Raw genomic sequence first — 16,258 nt, forward strand, 5'->3', positions numbered from 1 at the left:
TGAGGCCTTGCCGCGCCTTGCATCTGGAGCTTTTTGAACGGCCTCGGGCGGTAGTTTATCAACACGTTTATTGCTTTTTCAATGTGTTTTTCAACATTCTCCTAGCGTATAAAATTTTCAGAAATGGGCTGCCTTTGAAGGACGGCTGTAATAAATATTGACAGTGACCCGGCTCCCTGCTAGAATTAATATGTTAAGGCTACCTCCAGGGAAGTTATTGGAGACGGACTGACACCAGGAGGGTTTGTTTCCGCCACTAATTCCGATAATTTCCTTATTATTAAAAGGACCGGTTTTACGGGACATTCCTTCATAAAAACATAAAGAAACAGGGGTATAACATACGTCAGAAGATGTGTCCCCTTTCCTTGCCACTCAAATGCCCGCTGAAACGCCGGTAGTCATTTGAGGTTTTTTTATGTGCTTGAACCGGATGTCAAAGAGCAATTAAAAATTCCGGTTTCTGGGAGGGAAAAATATTTGACAGCTTATGATGTAATTATTGTGGGAGCCGGTCCGGCCGGTATTTTCGCCGCCATGGAATTGATCAACACCAAAAAGGATGCCAGGGTGCTGATATTGGAAAAGGGCCGGGATATTGACCAGAGAATTTGCGCCTCACAGACAAAAAATATCAGCTGCATAAATTGCCAGCCCTGCTCCACGGTTTGCGGCTGGGGCGGCGCCGGGGCTTTTAGCGACGGCAAGCTCACCCTGTCCACGGAAATAGGAGGCAGCCTGGAACAGTATATAGGTGAGAAGGGCTTAAGCCAGTTAATTGAGTACGCAGACGGCAGATACCTGGAGTTTGGCGCCCCCAGCCAGGTATACGGGCTCAGTAACAAAGAAAAAATAGAGGAATTTCAGCGCAGGGCGGTTCAGTCCGAACTGAAACTGATACCGGTGGGGATTCGCCATCTGGGTACCGGCCGCTGCCAGGAGATACTAACCAGAATGAAAGAGTACCTGCTGGCCGGGGGTGTGGAAATAAGAACAAATACCCCGGTGGATGAGGTGCTGGTGGAAAATGGCCGGGTAAAAGGGATAACTGTCAGTGGCGGAGAAACCCTTTACGGAGAACATGTAATCCTGGCACCAGGCAGGGAAGGATCCCAGTGGCTTACGGGCCAGGCCGGCAAGCTGGGCATTAAAACTGAAATAAACCCCGTGGACATAGGGGTGCGGGTGGAGGTTCCCGCTGCGGTGATGGAACCCCTCACCAGCGTGTTTTATGAGGCCAAATTTATTTATTATTCCAAGTCCTTTGACGATAAGGTAAGAACTTTTTGCATGAATCCTTTCGGCGAGGTCTGTTTGGAAAATAATGACGGATTGATAACCGTCAACGGGCATTCCCACGCGTACAAAAAAACCGGTAACACCAACTTTGCGGTTCTGGTGAGCAAAACATTCACAGAGCCCTTTAAGGAACCAATCGCTTACGGCAAATATGTAGCCAGCCTGGCCAACCTGCTGGGCGGGGGGGTTATCGTACAGCGGCTGGGCGACCTTATTGCCGGACAGCGCACCAATGCCAGCCGGCTGAGTAAATCACTGACCATTCCCACCCTTACCGAGGCCACACCGGGAGACCTGAGCCTGGTGTTTCCCTACCGCCACCTGATGGCCATAGTGGAAATGCTAAAAGCTCTGGATGAAATCGCACCGGGGGTTTACTCCAGGTATACGCTCCTTTACGGGGTGGAGGTAAAATTCTATTCCTCCCGGCTGCAGCTTAATAATTCATTGGAAACCGCCATTTCCAATCTCTTTGCCGCCGGGGACGGCGCCGGCGTTACCAGGGGGCTGATTCAGGCTTCAGCTTCGGGGGTGGTGGCGGCCCGGGAGATTTTGTCCCGGATGTAGAGGCTTCGTTTAACAGGAAGGATTTCGGGCATCATTACAATACGAAGTTTTATCACGGCGCTTGTTCAGGCGCGGTATGGGCCGGGCCGGCGGCAAACGCCACCGGCCCGGCCCATTAATTTTACTTAATATTGGGATAACAATATAAAAACTATTAGCCTGCCAGGGCCCTGCGGGCAGGGTTATGACGGGCAACATCACGGAGGGTTGTAATAATGTCTACAGTGGTACTTATAGGCGCCCAGTGGGGTGACGAGGGAAAGGGCAAGGTAACGGATTTTTTGGCCGCCCAGGCCCATATGGTGGTGCGCTACCAGGGGGGCAACAACGCCGGACACACCGTAGTGGCGGACGGCCGGGAATTTAAGCTGCACCTGATACCTTCGGGCATTCTCTACCCCGGCAAACCCTGTCTTATTGGCAACGGCGTGGTGCTGGACCCGGAGGTGTTCATTCAGGAGCTGGATAGTCTGGAAAAAAGAGGGGTTAACACGGATAACCTGCGCATCAGCCCCAGGGCCCACGTAATCATGCCCTATCACCGCAAGCTGGACGCCTGTGAGGAAAACCGCAAGGGGGCAAATAAAATAGGCACCACCGGCCGGGGCATCGGCCCTGCATATGGGGACAAAGCCGCCCGGGTGGGTATAAGAATGGCCGATATGATTGATCCGGAAGAATTCGGCCCCAAACTGAAAAAAATACTTGAGGACAAAAACCAGTTGCTGCAAAAGTATTATAACGAGGAAGGCTTCGATTTCCAGGAAATGTTTGAAACCTACAGCCGGTATGGCCAAAGGCTGGCTAAATTTGTGGAAGACATTTCGGTAATAATCAACCGGAGCATCGACCAGGGCCAGCACATTCTTTTCGAGGGCGCCCAGGGTACATTGCTGGATCTCGACCATGGCACCTATCCTTTCGTTACCTCGTCCCACCCTGTGGCTGCCGCGGCATGTCTGGGCGCGGGGCTTGGCCCCACCAAAATAAATAAGGTGATGGCCGTGGCAAAGGCCTATGTTACCAGGGTGGGTGAGGGGCCATTTCCCACCGAGCTAAAAGACGATCTGGGAAATTATCTCAGGGAAAAGGGCCGCGAATTCGGGACCACCACCGGCAGGCCCCGGCGCTGCGGATGGTTCGACGGCGTGGTGGCCCGCTATGCCACCCGCATCAACGGGCTGGACTATCTTGCCATTACCAAGCTGGATGTGCTGACCGGACTGGAAAGTTTAAAAATCTGTACCGGCTACAATTACCGGGGAGAATTGCTTACGGAATTTCCTCCCACCCTGAAGGTGCTGGGAGAGTGTCAGCCGGTTTACGAGGAAATGCCCGGCTGGAAAGAGGATATATCCTCGGTCAAATCTTTTGCTGAACTTCCCGAAACCGCCAGGGCGTACCTGAACAGGATCAGCCAGATTTCCGGGGCGCCCGTGGGCATAGTGGGTGTAGGCCCCGGCAGGGAGCAAACCCTGATTCTGGAGAACCCGCTGGGTTAAAAAGATATTTGCCATGCGGCAGGCAACGGCCGTCAATAGCTTTATCCCGCTAACAGCTTGTAAGACCCCGTCCTTGAAGGCCGGGGTTTTACAGGCATTTAGGAAAGGGGACACACCTCTATCTAAAGGTTAGGGGACACACCTCTCTTTGGAGCATGGCTTTCGGGTCAGAGGAATGTCCCCAATGTATGACTTTGGGGTGAGGAATGTTCCCAACGCAGGTTCGGAAGGGGAATAACCCCTTCCGAACCCAAGGCTCAATTATATTTCCGGCCGTTGCCCGGCCGTCATGCTTTTGATTGGTTGGGGGCAAATATTCAATATGAACAACTATAACACCATAAAGCAGGGTGATAATCATGAACCGGGGAGAGGACTTTTTAAAGAAAACCCTTCTGCAGGCGGAATTGAACAGGATGAAGCACGGGGATGAATCCACCGACGATCAGAGGCTGCCGGATGACTGGGCCTTGATAGCCGGGGAGCATATGGGGCACCTGCTGGGCGCGGTGCGCAAACAGGACTGGGCCAGGGTGGAGCAGGAAATACTGCACGTGTCCGGCCCTTTGCTGGAATTGCACGAAACACTGATAAGGAAAGGCCTGGTCAATGGAAAAATGTAAATGGGGAAACAGAGTCCCCAAATAGGGAAAAAAATTATAGGTTGACATGTTCCAACGGTTATAGTATCATAACTAATGTTGACGCCCTGAAAGACAAGCACAAGAAAACCGTCAACATACAGTTAACGAGCCATTAGCTCAGTTGGTAGAGCACCTGACTTTTAATCAGGGTGTCCCGCGTTCGAGTCGCGGATGGCTCACCAAAAGGCCCCTTGGTCAAGCGGTCTAAGACACCGCCCTTTCACGGCGGTAACACGGGTTCGAATCCCGTAGGGGTCACCAGCTATAAAACCTGCGATTATTCCGCGGGTTTTTTTGTTATTTAAGGAAATTATGCTACTGGTAAATCCGCGGATAACTCTTCAGAGTCGCCCAAAGGGCGATTTTGTTTTTTTAAAGCGTTATGTACCCGGCGACATTGATTTAAATAATGACAAACATCGAGAAGGTAAAGAAGAATAAAAGCATTTTTATCCGTTTTCATACGTATAATTTTAGAGTCAGGCGTTTTTTAGCGGCGGCAATGGCCGGCGCGAATTTATCAAGGGTTTTTTTCAGGGCAGCCCTCAACTATACAGGAGGAGCAAAGGGGATTTAACCCGCAAACAGTCTGACTGAACAGGTACAATATGGCGTACGCTTCTATTATTTCGCAGCCTTCTTCCCGGGAAAGGGCGGTCAGGGCGCCGAAAAACGCTTTTGACGGGCGATTCTTGCCCAGCAGCCCAAGTCTGAATAAAGTTTTTTCCATATCGGCCTGATGCAGGTGAAGATTTCTAAATCCCAGGCTGTCCAGCAGCTTTTTTACATTATTATTCCCGATAAAACTATAATTTGCCACCAGCTGCTCAGCTAAATTTTCCGAAAGATCCAGCCATGCCGCCAGACTGCCGTGTTTAATTATCAATTCCCGGGTTTTTTCCAGATTGTTTAAAAAGGCCCTTACTTTTTTGGGGTTGTCGCATACTCCGGGCAGCCTGGATTTGCACCAGCCCGGGAAAAATTGGTTTAGGGCGGGGCTGAACCACAACATTGCCTTTTTAATTTCGGGCCAGATTTTTTTTGCGCTCTGCAGCTGATATCCCGTCAGCAGCACTGTCCACGATATGTTCTGTAATATCCTTCTGTTACCCATCTTCTTATAGCTGCCGTTTACCATATTTCTGATGCTTTCCCGGGCGGCAGGATTTTGGAGCAATAAATTTTCCCTGCATTGGGATAATAAATTTTTTTTAGTCATAAATACCTCACCAACCAATTGTTCAGGATGACTGTAAAACCGGATGACGATGTTATTTATATATCAGGATGATTGGAATTTATTTTTTACGGCTTCTTCAAAGGTTAGTTTTAAATAAGCAATTACGGGGGCAGTGCGACATATTAATACATAATATATAAAAAAATAAAAATTGTTCCCCATGTCCGGGGGTTTTTTAGTAACCTCCACCGGAGAGCTGCCATATATTGATATTGGCAGTACTTTTACAAAATATTCCGTGTTGGCGCGGTCATAAAAGCCCCGGTTAGGGGCTACCGGGGCAGGTCTGCCCGTGAAACACGGCATATGAAATAATAAAGGAGTGGTATTTAATGGTACGCAAGAGCGTAGACGCATCCAGCCTGGCAGAAGTCATCGACAGGATTCTGACCAAGGGTATAATTATTGACCTGTATGCAAGGGTATCTCTGGTGGGGATAGAACTGCTGGCCATCGAGGCAAGGGTAGTTATCGCTTCTGTTGAAACATGGCTGAAGTACGCCGAAGCCGTGGGCCTGACCAAACCCTTAGTTTACGAACACGCTGCATAACCATTAAAAGCCGGCCCTGGAAACCGGCGTACTATAACCGGCTTTTACATTTTAGCCTCTACCTGCTAAAAGAGTCATCCTTAAGGCCGGTAAAAAAGCATGGCGGGAAAGGTGAAGCCGGACAGCCCGGAGCGTGCCGGCGGCGCGTGAGTGCTGTACGGCGAGCCTTAAATGCCAGGGAAGTGGTCTCCAGGAGTAAAACAGCATTCCGGCTTAATGATGGCCGATTATGTTACACAGCTACTGTAATATGACACAGGATACCCTGTTTGAAGTACCTGCCCGAAGCCCCGGAAAAAATGTTATTTGGGACATACCGGTGTCGGTATGTCCCAAATAAACGAAATATGCAAGGGGACACACCTTCCGGTGTTTGCCTGAAACTTTACTTTATTAACAAACTGGCGAAGGAGTGTCCTCAATATATGCAAGGGGACACATCTTCCGGTGCCTGATCTATTTTTTGCCCTTGAAAATTTCCAGCGAGAGTGTTCCCAATTGAGTTTAAAGGGGGGATTACCATTGTCCCTTGCAGCTAATTTTAAAGAGTTGGGCCAGGATATGATCCGGTCGCAAAAACACAGATCAAAGTACCTGCACCACCTGGAAAAATCCGTTGAGGAGCTTCTGGAGAAATTCCAGCAGGAAAGAATAAGCGAAACCGAATCCATTCAGGTATTGCTTGCGGCGGACAGGGCCAAACGCCTGGAGGAAGTGCGGGAACTTTTGAACTCTTATGAAACGGACAGGAAAAAAGCCGAGATAATCTGGGAGAAAACAATGAAGATATTGGAGAAAATACGCAAGGAATACGCGCATCAGTAAAGCGGTGGCGAATTATATAGATTAACCGATTGATACTGTTACTGAGGATTGCAAAGCCAATATTATACCGGCACAGTTTGAGAGGCCCAGATGCAGATTTGCATGCTGGGCCTGCCATTGAAACCCAATTATTGTACCGGAGGGGAGGTTTTATCATGATTGAAAAGGTTATTGACGCAGTGCAAAGCTTTTTTGTCGCCAATCTGAATAAACAGGGGTCGGTGATCGGAGTAAAAAAAGATGGAGAAATCTGGCGGGTGCAGATTGAAGTGGCAGAGGATGTTGAATATATGCGTAAAAGGGCCAGGGATGACCTTATGGCCATATATGAAGTGGGTGTGGGTCTTAATTTTCAAGTTACCGACTTTGAAAGAAAAGCTATGCGACCCAGGGATAATGCTCTGAATACATAAAAATATAATTAATTTAATTAAACAAAAGGAAGGCTGAGAATGAAAGATCATTACATTCTAAAATTAGAAACATCAAATTTTGTGGTTACAGACTATTTTAAAAAATTAAAAGAAAAATCCATAGCTTATTTAAAAGCCGGCATAGCGGTAAATTTAAGCGGTCCGTCCGGTATCGGCAAAACCTCCCTGGCGCTGTACGTAGCCAGGGAACTGCGCAGACCGGTGGTGTTCATCCACGGCAACGAGGATTTGCTGGGTTCCGACCTTATAGGCGGTAATTATGGCTATCATAAAAGGAAAATGGTTGATAATTTTGTCCACAGCGTCTACCTCCTGGAAGAAGACCTGGAGCACCGCTGGGCGGAGGGCAGGCTCACCGCCGCCTGCACCAACGGGTATACCCTGGTTTATGACGAATACACCCGTTCCAGGCCGGAGGTGAATAATTTTTTACTGTCCGTCCTGGAAGAAAGAATGTTAAGCCTCACCGGGCTGCAGAAAAAAAATCACTACCTGGAGGTTCACCCGGAATTCAAGGTTATATTTACCAGCAACCCCAGGGAGTATGCCGGAGTTCACAAAAGTCAGATGGCGCTGGACGACAGGATTATTACCCTTGATATATTTGAAATGGACAGGGACACCAAAATTGCGGTCACCATGGCCAGGTCGGGCATGGTCCGGGACAGGGCCAGGATGGTGGTGGATTCACTGCAGAGAATCAAAGAGAAAATTGGTGAAGGCGGTAATATTTCCGTCAGAAGCTGCATAAAAATAGCCAGAATATTACAACATTCCGGTGATAAGGTTGATCCCCGGGAGGTGTACACGGATGTGCTGCTCTCTGAAAACAGATTTCTACTGCTGGAAAAGAGGGCGGACCTGGCCGAACTGATAGCCGGGGAGATTGATCCGGGGGTTATGGTGGAAGAGACTGTCACTGTGGCGGAAGACCCGGTAACGGATGATGCGCTTGTGGGTGAAGCGCCGGAGGAGTCCGGCGACATTGCGGATGACGAGTTAATGGAGGATGCCACCGGCAGCGAAACCGGAGAGCAGGAGAATGAACCCGGCGGACTGGCGGATTAACTTTTATATAACTTTGGAATTATCACGGGACGGTGTAAATATTTAATGAAAAAAGATTTTTTTGACGGGTTGAAATTAAGTGATGTGGTAAAGGGAATAACCGATTTGGTGGAGCTTGCCCAAAGGATGGAGGCGGAGAAAAAAACCGAGGAGACTAAAAGCGGAGTGTTTCACTTCCCCCGGGACAAAAAAATATTTCAGGGCTCCTACGGGTTTAACGTCAGGTTGGGAGGCCTCGGGGATTCTCCGCCGCCGTCCTTTGCGGATAAAGAAAATCCGCCGAAAATAATTCGTGAAAAGATTGCCCGGCAATCCTGGGAGCCGGTAACGGATGTTTTTGACGAGGGTGAATCCCTGCAAATCGTGGTGGAGGTGCCGGGGGCCCGGGAAAATTCCCTGGGTGTGGCGGTGTCCGGCGGGGATTTGGAAATAAAAATTAAGCAAGAGGGCACGGACAAGGTGAAATCCATATCCCTGCCCTGCGAGGTTAATCCGGAATCCCTTAAATATGTTGTGCGCAACGGTATTTTGACCATTACCCTGGACAAGGCGGCGTGAGGAACGCCGGGGGTATAGGGGGCAATATTCTATGGAACGTTCCGAGGATTTTATTGTGGCCGAATCGCTTCATAAAGACGTGGGCAGGGGTATTGCCCGCCTTGACCCGGAGGATATGGCCGGGGTCGGGGCGGAGGTGGGGGATGTGGTTGCAATAACCGGCGGTGGCACGGCGGTGGCACGGCTAATGCCCCAGCACCGGGAACTGCGCGGGAAAAGGGTAATACAGCTGGACGCCCTGCTCCGGGAAAATGCCGGGGTGGGGCCGGGCGACAAGGTGAGGGTTGAAAAGGTTGGTTTTTGTCCCGCCGCGTCAAAAATAATTGTGTCAATTCCGGCAAACCGGGAATTCCGGCCGGAAAGCGATTACATCCGCAGATACCTGGAGGGGCTGCCGGTTAAGGTTAACAATAAAGTTCAGGTACCTGCCTGGGGTTCCAAAAAAATTGAGGCCATTGTGATTCACGTGGAGCCGGAGGGTATTGTGTCGGCGGGGTCCGGCACGGACATAGTGCTCAAGGACGCCTCCCCGGAGGGTGCCGGCGAAAGCAGGGCTGTTTGTTACGAAGATATAGGCGGGCTGAAAAAAGAGGTTGATAAGGTAAGGGAAATAGTGGAGCTGCCGCTGAAATATCCCTTTGTATTCAGGCACCTGGGCATCGATCCGCCCAGGGGCATTCTTTTGAGCGGACCTCCCGGCACGGGCAAAACATTAATTGCCCGGGCCGTTGCATCGGAGGCTGAAGCGGCCTTTTTTCATGTTAGCGGCCCGGAGATAATTCATAAATTTTACGGTGAAAGCGAGGCAAAGCTCAGGGAAGTTTTTGAAAGGGCGCAGCAAAAGGGCCCCAGCATAATATTTCTTGATGAAATAGACGCCATAGCCCCCAAAAGGGAAGAAGTCAGCGGTGAAGTTGAAAAAAGAGTGGTGGCCCAGTTGCTTGCCCTGATGGACGGCATCACCTCCCGGGGCCGGGTGGTGGTGATAGGCGCCACAAACATTCCAAATTCCCTGGACCCGGCCCTCAGGCGGCCCGGACGTTTTGACCGGGAAATACATATAGGAGTCCCGGACCAAAAAGGCCGCAGGGATATTTTACAGATTCACACCAGGGGCATGCCTCTGGACGGGGATGTGGACCTGGAATTGCTCTCCGGGCTTACCGCCGGTTTTACCGGGGCCGATTTGAGCGCCCTGTGCAAGGAGGCCGCCATGGGCTGTCTCAGGGAAGCCCTGCCCCGTTTAAATCCCCGGGAGGACCGGACAGCATGGTCCGGCTGGACGGAGCTGAAGGTGGCCATGAAACATTTCGAGGCGGCCCTAAAGGATATTGAGCCCTCCGCGGCCAGGGAATTCCTGGTGGAGATTCCCGTGGCGGGGTGGGAACAGGTGGGCGGTCTGGCAAGGGAAAAGGAGCTTTTAAGGCAGTTGATTGAATGGCCGCTGAAGTACAGGGAGCTTTTTGCCAGGGCAGGGGCGAAAATGCCCAGGGGCATACTGCTGTACGGCCCCCCCGGCACCGGCAAGACCCTGCTGGCCAGGGCCGTGGCCAATGAGGCCAACGCCAATTTCGTATCGGTAAAAGGGCCTCAGCTGATTTCAAAATGGGTGGGTGAATCGGAAAAGGAAATTCGCAAACTTTTCAGAAGAGCCAGGCAGGTGGCCCCATGCATAATATTTTTTGATGAAATAGACGGTCTGGCCCCGGTCAGGGGTTATGGAGGGGGAGCCGCCGGGGAGAAGGTGGTAAGCCAGCTGCTGACGGAGATGGACGGCATCGAGGGGCTGAACAATGTGGTGGTGATGGCCGCCACCAACAGGATCGACGCTGTTGACCCGGCCCTGCTGCGCTCCGGGAGGTTTGAGGTTAAATTGGGCCTGAGCCTTCCGGACCGGCTCTCCCGGGCGGAAATGTTTAAAATACACATGCAGGGGCGCCCTCTGGAAAAGGGGATAAACCCGGAAATCCTGGCTGAAAGGGCGGAAGGTTTCAGCGGAGCGGATATTGAGTACGTGTGCCGCAGGGCGGCCCTGCTGGCCATAGAGGAATTTATCCGCCGCAACCCCGGCGGCGCGAACCCGGAGCATTTTCGCATCAGCGGCGATAATTTTAAAGAAGCCATAGGGGAAGTCCAAAACACGCCCCGGGGGGTGATGGAGTATGAGTGAAAAAACGGGAAAATACCTCTATTGTTTTATAAAAGCCGGCGAGTCTGAAGACATTGGGGAAATAGGACCGGGCCAGGGGGAGCAGCCGGTATATACCGTTCACCACCGGGATATGGCGGCGGTTGTAAGCGACAGCGCCGAGGAGTATTACGACCCTGTGGGAAAAAATGCCATGTGCCATCAGAATGTGATCAGCGCCGTCATGGCAAAGCACGAAGTGGTGCCGGTGCGGTTCGGGGTAATCTGTAAAAGCATGGATGCCCTGAACAAGCTGCTGGAGGAAATTTATCCGGCGGTCATGACCAACCTGGAGCGGCTGCATAACAAAATGGAGGTTGGATTAAAGCTGTTCTGGACCAGGGACTCCTTCGTAAAAGAGGTGGGCGAGTCCAATGAAGAGGTGGTCGCCCTGAAAAACAAAATAGTGGAACTGGGTCCGGATAAAGGCTATCTCCTGATGATCGAACTGGGTGAGAGGCTCCAAAAAATAGCGGACGAAAAAAGGCTTTATTACATTGAAAACATCTACCGGGGGCTGCAAAAGGAGGCTGTGGAATCCCGCCTTAACGACATAGTGGGGGAGAGGATGGTATTAAACGCCGCCTTTCTGGTGGATAAAGCCGGAGAGGAACAATTCGACCTGGCCGTGAACCGCTTTTATGATATTTATGGCCGGACACTGGAGTTTAAATATACCGGGCCGTGGCCCCCATACAACTTTATAGATGTCAAGGTTGATTGATTTGACCGGTGGTGGTTGATATGGTGTTGGGAAAAATTTTCCTTTCCCCCTTCAAGGGTTTATGGTGGGTTTTTGAGGAGATTTACTGGAGGGTGGACGAGGAGCTTTATGATGAAGGAAAATTGCAAAGACAACTGCTGGAGTTGCGGCAGTCCTTTGAGCTTGGGGACATCGGCCAGGAGGAATATGAACTGGGTGAGGAACTGCTGATAGCCAGATTAAGGACAGCCAGGGAAAGAAAGCTGGAGCAGGAAGAAAACGAAGGGGAAGTGGAGGATGACGGGGATGATTCCATCTGAACTCTTCTGGGAAAGCCTGAAGCCTTATTTTCTTTCCAGGGCCAGGGAGCTGGTGGAGGAAGCCTGGGCGCAGGTTTGTGAAGAAATCGATAGCAGTCTGAAAAGCGAACTCAGGGAGGCACTGTCCGGCGCGTTTAAAAGCAGTTTAAACCAGGCGCTGGAGGAAAAGTTCTCCGGCTGCATCAGCCCCCCCGGACCTGTCAGGGAAGAACAGCGGGAAGTCGTATATTATTTATACTGCATAACCAGCAGCGCAGCCGGAGATGAGCTGTCCGGAAAAATTACCGGGCAGGCCGCCGGACTGCAATTGATTTTTTCCCAGGATGGAAAGTTTTGCGCCGTGGTGGGAACGTTTACCCACAATGAATTCAGCGAAGAAGTCCTGGAGGAGAAGTTGGGCGACGCCGGGTGGCTGGAGGAGAAGGCCCGGGGGCATCAGGAGCTTATCGAATACGTTATGAAGTCCGTTGATTTTCCGGTTATCCCCATGAAATTCGGAACTGTATTCAGCTCAGCGGAAAAAATAGCGCAAATGTTTCTGGAGCAGGGGGATTACGTGGAAAAAACCCTGGGTTATTTAAAAGGCCGGCAGGAGTGGGGGATTAAGCTTTACTGCCAGCGGGAAAAACTGAAGCAGGAAATCAGGGAGTTCAATCCCGTTATCAAGGAGATGCTGGAAAAGTCCGGCGCGGGAAGCTCGTCGGGAACAGCCTTTATTATGAGAAAAAAGCTGGAGGATAATATACAGATAGAATGTGAAAACGAAATGGAAAAAATTTCTTCATTCTGTTACCGCAGGCTGGAGGAGATTTGCTGCGACGCCAGGCTTAACAGGCTGCTGAGCCGGGAAGTTACCGGAGAACAGGCGGATATGACAGTGAATGCGGCATTCCTGGTGGACATTGACAGGGTGGAGGAATTCCTGTCGGCAACCAGGGAGATACAGGACAGCATATCCTCTTCCTTCAGTCTATCTGTTTCAGGTCCCTGGCCGCCGTATAATTTTGCCGCAGGCGCCGGGAGTGATGAAGCTGAATAGCATTTCTAGGGAGAAAGACGTAACACTGCTGGAACTGTTGGATTTAATACTGGATAAAGGTGTGGTCATTTCAGGAGATATCATTATTTCCGTGGCGGATGTGGACCTGGTATACCTGGGACTGAGAGTGGTGCTGGCATCCCTGGATAAATTATATCCCCCCCTGGACGGTGAGGTTTAGTGCTGTACCTGTATGGCATTATTGACAGCCCGGAGCCGATTTATTACACCTGCTCCGGTAGAAATATTTATACCCTGGCATACAATGATATAAGCGCCCTGGTTTCCCGGGGGGACGGTCCCATGACCAGGGTAACCGGGGAAAATGTTATTATTCACGGGGAGGTGCTCAATGGAATAGTGGAGAAGCAAGCTCTCCTGCCCGTGAGATTCGGGACGCTGCTGGGCGGCGGGGATGTGGAGGGGTTGTTGTCCAGGAATTACCACCAGTTTCTGGCCTCTTTAAATGAGGTCAGGGGAATGGTGGAGATGTCGGTGCGGGCCCTCTGGAATGCCGCGGAGGAAGAAGAAAAGTGCAGGCAAGGCAATGATTTTTCCGACCCCCGGGAAGACCTGCCGGGAAATCCGGGAACGTTATTTTTAATGCAAAAAAGAAGGCAGCTGCTTTTGGAGCGGTGTCTTAAAAGTGCCGCCGGGATTCCGGCGGATGAAATACACGGGTGGCTTTCCAGGGCCGCTGTTAAACATATAAAAAGGGTATTGCCGTCACCCGCCATGTTTTTCCACGGCTCCTATATGATTAACAGGGAGCGCGCGGGTGATTTTGCAGCGGAATTCAGTTCGCTGCGGGATAAATTTACCCGGTACAAATTTCTCCTCAGCGGACCCTGGCCGTTGTACAGTTTTGTTTCTTTAAACTGCCGTTAGGAGAATGTGGAATAAGCTCATCCAGGGGTTTAAGGCAAGCAAGGGGTGTGAGCCCCCGGGGGGTGGAGCCGTCCAAATGCCTGGTGGAGGAGTTTTAATGGATAGTATAATGTGCCGGGAATGCGATGTGGATGATTTTGAAAAAGAGCTGTCCGGAAAAGATTCCGGGGACGTGCAGAGGGTTCATGCCGACCCGGAAAGGGTGGAACAGGGGCTGGCTAAACTGGTGCTTACCCTGATAGAGCTGCTCAGGCGGCTGATGGAAAAACAGGCCTTGAGAAGAATAGAACGGGGCAGCCTCACGGAAGAGGAAATTGAACGGGTGGGGCTTACCCTGATGAAGCTGGAAGAAAAAATGGAGGAACTGAAGCGGGCATTTGGTCTGGAGGGCGAAGAACTGAACCTTAACCTCGGCCCGTTGGGCGACCTCCTCTAAGGGGGTAATGTTGTGCAACACACCACCAAAAGCACCAACCTTGCAGAAATTTTGGAAAGGGTGCTGGATAAAGGCCTGGTTGTTGCCGGAGATATTAAAATTTCCCTGGCCGACGTGGAACTGCTGTCCATAAAAATAAGGCTGCTCATAGCCTCGGTGGATAAAGCCAGGGAAATAGGCATCAACTGGTGGGAAAACGATCCCTACCTCAGCACCAGAGCGCAAAAAACTCTGGAAAATAAAAACGCGCCGCCGGTTCCCCCGCCCGGGGCAGGTGAGTCCGCCCCGGTGGATGACCCGGCGGCGTCAAACAGCAACAGATTGCCGGTGAGGTGAGATTCTTCAAATGGAAGGAGAAGCGTCCTTCAACAAACGGGTAGGACTGTAAAAATCCCGGGAAGGAGTGACCTCCTTCTTTTTATTTGTTATTTTTCCCGTGCCCAAAACCTGAAAAGCTGCGAAGAAAAACCTCCCTGGTCCTTTGTCCCGCCTGTCCGGTTATACCCCGGCAACACAAAATCCCCGGCCTGATTAAGTTCGGCCCGGTGCTGACGTTGTGGTAAAGCATTGATATTATTCATATTATTTATATATTGGGGAGAATGCGGCCCATTGCGGCCCATGGCTGCCGGCGGGTTATAAGGTTAAAGGAGCCCGGCAAAATAAGGAGGAAAAACATGGATATTACTTTTGAAAACTGCCTGGTATTCAACCACTGCGTTCAGAATGTGGCTGGGGCTCAACTGACCGTTGCGGCCATTAATAACATCAGCGGGCGGAACATTATGGTGGACGCCGGCGGCAGCCCCAGGCTGATTACCGGCGGCAAAGAGATTGCCGTGCAGTTCGAGGTTTGCTGCCGGCTGGACAGAGTAACTTTCAGCCCCACCCTGCTTAGAAACAAAATAATTAATTGCGGTTGGGTGAGCGGCTCCCTGCTCATCAAAAACATTGGCGCGGATAATGTTCTGGACTGTATTGAGGTCACCCTGACCTTTCAGCAGGAGCTTGCGGCCAACGGAGTTTTACCCGGCGATTTGATCAGGGAAACCGCGGAAGTTGATGAGGGGACCGACACATTTCTGGCGCTGCGGCTCAACCCTGACACCGGCGCGGTGGAGCCCGTGGTGTTCATGAAGTGGGTATTTTCCGAGACTATGGTAGTGACCCGCAACCAGGTGTCACTGCCTTCCAACTGCAACACGCAATCCCTGGGTTCCACGCCTGCGGGCCCTCCCGGCAATGTTATAAAAATACCAAGATAGGCCATTCAGTTTACAGCCCTGGCCCCTGACCTCTGCCCGAAAACCGGCGTTCAGAGCCGGCGGGCTTTTTCTTTTAAACCGGGCCGCCCTTCTGGGGCAAAGGCGCTACCTGTTTTTTGTCTCCCAGTCGAAACCTATGTCCCCGCTGTTCCAGGGGATTCTCTTTTCATCCGGGTCGGCGGGGTTATAGGATAATGTGGTGAAATATATTATAATGGCGGCCTTGCCGCCCAGCACCCGGTAGCCGTGGGCTACCAGCCTGGGTATCAGCAGCAGCAGCGGATTGTCCTCGCCCGGATAAAAAACGTTTGTTTCCTTGAAAGTAGGGGAGTCCTTCCTTAAATCGTGGAGCACCACCTGGGCGTTACCAATGGGGAAGAACCACAAATCGTCCTGTTTTTCATGGTAATGAAAGGCCTTAATCACCCCGGGATAAGTTTTGGATATGGACGCCTGGCCGAAGCGGCTCAACAGGTTGTCATCATCCCTCAATATCTCCGCGAAAAACCCCCTGTCGTCCGGGTGTCTCAACAGTCTTTTTGTTTTAACCCCTTCAATCATAATTAACCCCCCATATAAGTTGTGGATATTTTAAGAGCTGTGAATTTTAGAGCTTACCTTTATATACGTGCAAACAGCCCGTATAATGTGTCGGATTAGTTGTTTTTTCACAGGGTTTTGTACTATTTAATGGTAACTCATCATATTATTTAAAGAAGTATCTTTACGGT

19 protein-coding genes and 2 tRNA genes are annotated in these 16,258 nt (G+C 50.9%); 19 read left to right on the plus strand and 2 right to left on the minus strand.

All coding sequences use genetic code 11. The features are described 5' to 3' along the window. Positions 1-537 precede the first annotated feature (537 nt). From DCCM_RS02895 to DCCM_RS02915, 5 genes are all read left to right on the plus strand, one after another. A complete protein-coding gene (locus tag DCCM_RS02895) occupies positions 538-1,866 on the plus strand; it encodes an NAD(P)/FAD-dependent oxidoreductase (RefSeq protein ID WP_231702627.1) in 1,329 nt (442 codons plus the stop codon). 215 nt (positions 1,867-2,081) lie between these two features. Beyond that, a complete protein-coding gene (locus DCCM_RS02900) occupies positions 2,082-3,368 on the plus strand; it encodes an adenylosuccinate synthase (RefSeq protein ID WP_104370968.1) in 1,287 nt (428 codons plus the stop codon). 359 nt (positions 3,369-3,727) lie between these two features. After that, on the plus strand, positions 3,728-3,991 hold the full coding sequence (locus tag DCCM_RS02905) for a hypothetical protein (RefSeq protein ID WP_104370969.1): 264 nt from the start codon (positions 3,728-3,730) through the stop codon (positions 3,989-3,991). Between the two features lie 127 nt (positions 3,992-4,118). Then, positions 4,119-4,194 (plus strand) — tRNA-Lys (locus DCCM_RS02910). 3 nt (positions 4,195-4,197) lie between these two features. Further along, a tRNA-Glu gene (locus tag DCCM_RS02915) sits at positions 4,198-4,273 on the plus strand. Between the two features lie 259 nt (positions 4,274-4,532). Here the strand turns inward: DCCM_RS02915 and DCCM_RS02920 are convergent. Beyond that, positions 4,533-5,231 carry a hypothetical protein gene (locus DCCM_RS02920; protein ID WP_104370970.1) on the minus strand — a complete coding sequence of 233 codons (699 nt, stop codon included), beginning with the start codon at positions 5,229-5,231 and terminating at the stop codon, positions 4,533-4,535. 353 nt (positions 5,232-5,584) lie between these two features. Between DCCM_RS02920 and gvpA the strand changes: the two genes are divergently transcribed. The 14 genes from gvpA (at position 5,585) to DCCM_RS03000 (ending at position 15,527) form a co-directional block, all read left to right on the plus strand. Further along, positions 5,585-5,803, plus strand: coding sequence for a gas vesicle structural protein GvpA (gene gvpA, locus DCCM_RS02930; RefSeq protein WP_104370972.1), 219 nt, complete (start codon positions 5,585-5,587; stop codon positions 5,801-5,803). Between the two features lie 522 nt (positions 5,804-6,325). Further along, positions 6,326-6,628, plus strand: a complete 303-nt coding sequence (locus DCCM_RS02935; RefSeq protein ID WP_104370973.1) for a hypothetical protein — start codon at positions 6,326-6,328, stop codon at positions 6,626-6,628. Between the two features lie 155 nt (positions 6,629-6,783). Next, a complete protein-coding gene (locus tag DCCM_RS02940) occupies positions 6,784-7,041 on the plus strand; it encodes a gas vesicle protein GvpO (protein ID WP_104370974.1) in 258 nt (85 codons plus the stop codon). Between the two features lie 39 nt (positions 7,042-7,080). Further along, positions 7,081-8,130, plus strand: coding sequence for a gas vesicle protein GvpN (gene gvpN, locus DCCM_RS02945; RefSeq protein ID WP_104370975.1), 1,050 nt, complete (start codon positions 7,081-7,083; stop codon positions 8,128-8,130). A gap of 45 nt (positions 8,131-8,175) precedes the next feature. Further along, the gene (locus DCCM_RS02950; protein ID WP_104370976.1) at positions 8,176-8,688 is read left to right on the plus strand and encodes an Hsp20/alpha crystallin family protein; all 513 of its coding nucleotides are present in this window, start codon (positions 8,176-8,178) and stop codon (positions 8,686-8,688) included. 31 nt (positions 8,689-8,719) lie between these two features. After that, positions 8,720-10,858 (plus strand): CDC48 family AAA ATPase, encoded by a 2,139-nt coding sequence (locus tag DCCM_RS02955; RefSeq protein ID WP_104370977.1) that lies wholly within the window; start codon positions 8,720-8,722, stop codon positions 10,856-10,858. Then, a complete protein-coding gene (locus tag DCCM_RS02960) occupies positions 10,851-11,600 on the plus strand; it encodes a GvpL/GvpF family gas vesicle protein (protein ID WP_104370978.1) in 750 nt (249 codons plus the stop codon). Before DCCM_RS02955 ends, DCCM_RS02960 begins: the two co-directional genes overlap by 8 nt. Positions 11,601-11,620: 20 nt before the next feature. After that, complete coding sequence (locus DCCM_RS02965; RefSeq protein ID WP_104370979.1) at positions 11,621-11,899, plus strand: gas vesicle protein GvpG; 279 nt, start codon at positions 11,621-11,623, stop codon at positions 11,897-11,899. Beyond that, entirely contained in the window at positions 11,886-12,938 is a 1,053-nt protein-coding gene (locus DCCM_RS02970; protein WP_165791997.1) for a GvpL/GvpF family gas vesicle protein, read from the plus strand. Before DCCM_RS02965 ends, DCCM_RS02970 begins: the two co-directional genes overlap by 14 nt. Next, entirely contained in the window at positions 12,925-13,119 is a 195-nt protein-coding gene (gene gvpJ, locus DCCM_RS02975; protein ID WP_104370981.1) for a gas vesicle protein GvpJ, read from the plus strand. Before DCCM_RS02970 ends, gvpJ begins: the two co-directional genes overlap by 14 nt. Next, entirely contained in the window at positions 13,119-13,826 is a 708-nt protein-coding gene (locus tag DCCM_RS02980) for a GvpL/GvpF family gas vesicle protein (RefSeq protein ID WP_104370982.1), read from the plus strand. Before gvpJ ends, DCCM_RS02980 begins: the two co-directional genes overlap by 1 nt. A gap of 97 nt (positions 13,827-13,923) precedes the next feature. After that, a complete protein-coding gene (locus DCCM_RS02985) occupies positions 13,924-14,262 on the plus strand; it encodes a gas vesicle protein K (protein WP_104370983.1) in 339 nt (112 codons plus the stop codon). Positions 14,263-14,274: 12 nt separating this feature from the next. Continuing rightward, positions 14,275-14,598, plus strand: coding sequence for a gas vesicle protein (locus DCCM_RS02990; RefSeq protein WP_104370984.1), 324 nt, complete (start codon positions 14,275-14,277; stop codon positions 14,596-14,598). A 341-nt stretch (positions 14,599-14,939) separates the two neighbouring features. Beyond that, a complete protein-coding gene (locus DCCM_RS03000; RefSeq protein WP_128739069.1) occupies positions 14,940-15,527 on the plus strand; it encodes a hypothetical protein in 588 nt (195 codons plus the stop codon). A gap of 105 nt (positions 15,528-15,632) precedes the next feature. Here DCCM_RS03000 and DCCM_RS03005 read toward each other — a convergent pair whose 3' ends face one another. Further along, positions 15,633-16,088 carry a dTDP-4-dehydrorhamnose 3,5-epimerase family protein gene (locus tag DCCM_RS03005; RefSeq protein ID WP_104370987.1) on the minus strand — a complete coding sequence of 152 codons (456 nt, stop codon included), beginning with the start codon at positions 16,086-16,088 and terminating at the stop codon, positions 15,633-15,635. Between the last annotated feature and the right edge of the window lie 170 nt (positions 16,089-16,258).

Source organism: Desulfocucumis palustris (assembly GCF_002933875.1).
Lineage (GTDB): Bacteria > Bacillota > Desulfotomaculia > Desulfotomaculales > Desulfocucumaceae > Desulfocucumis > Desulfocucumis palustris.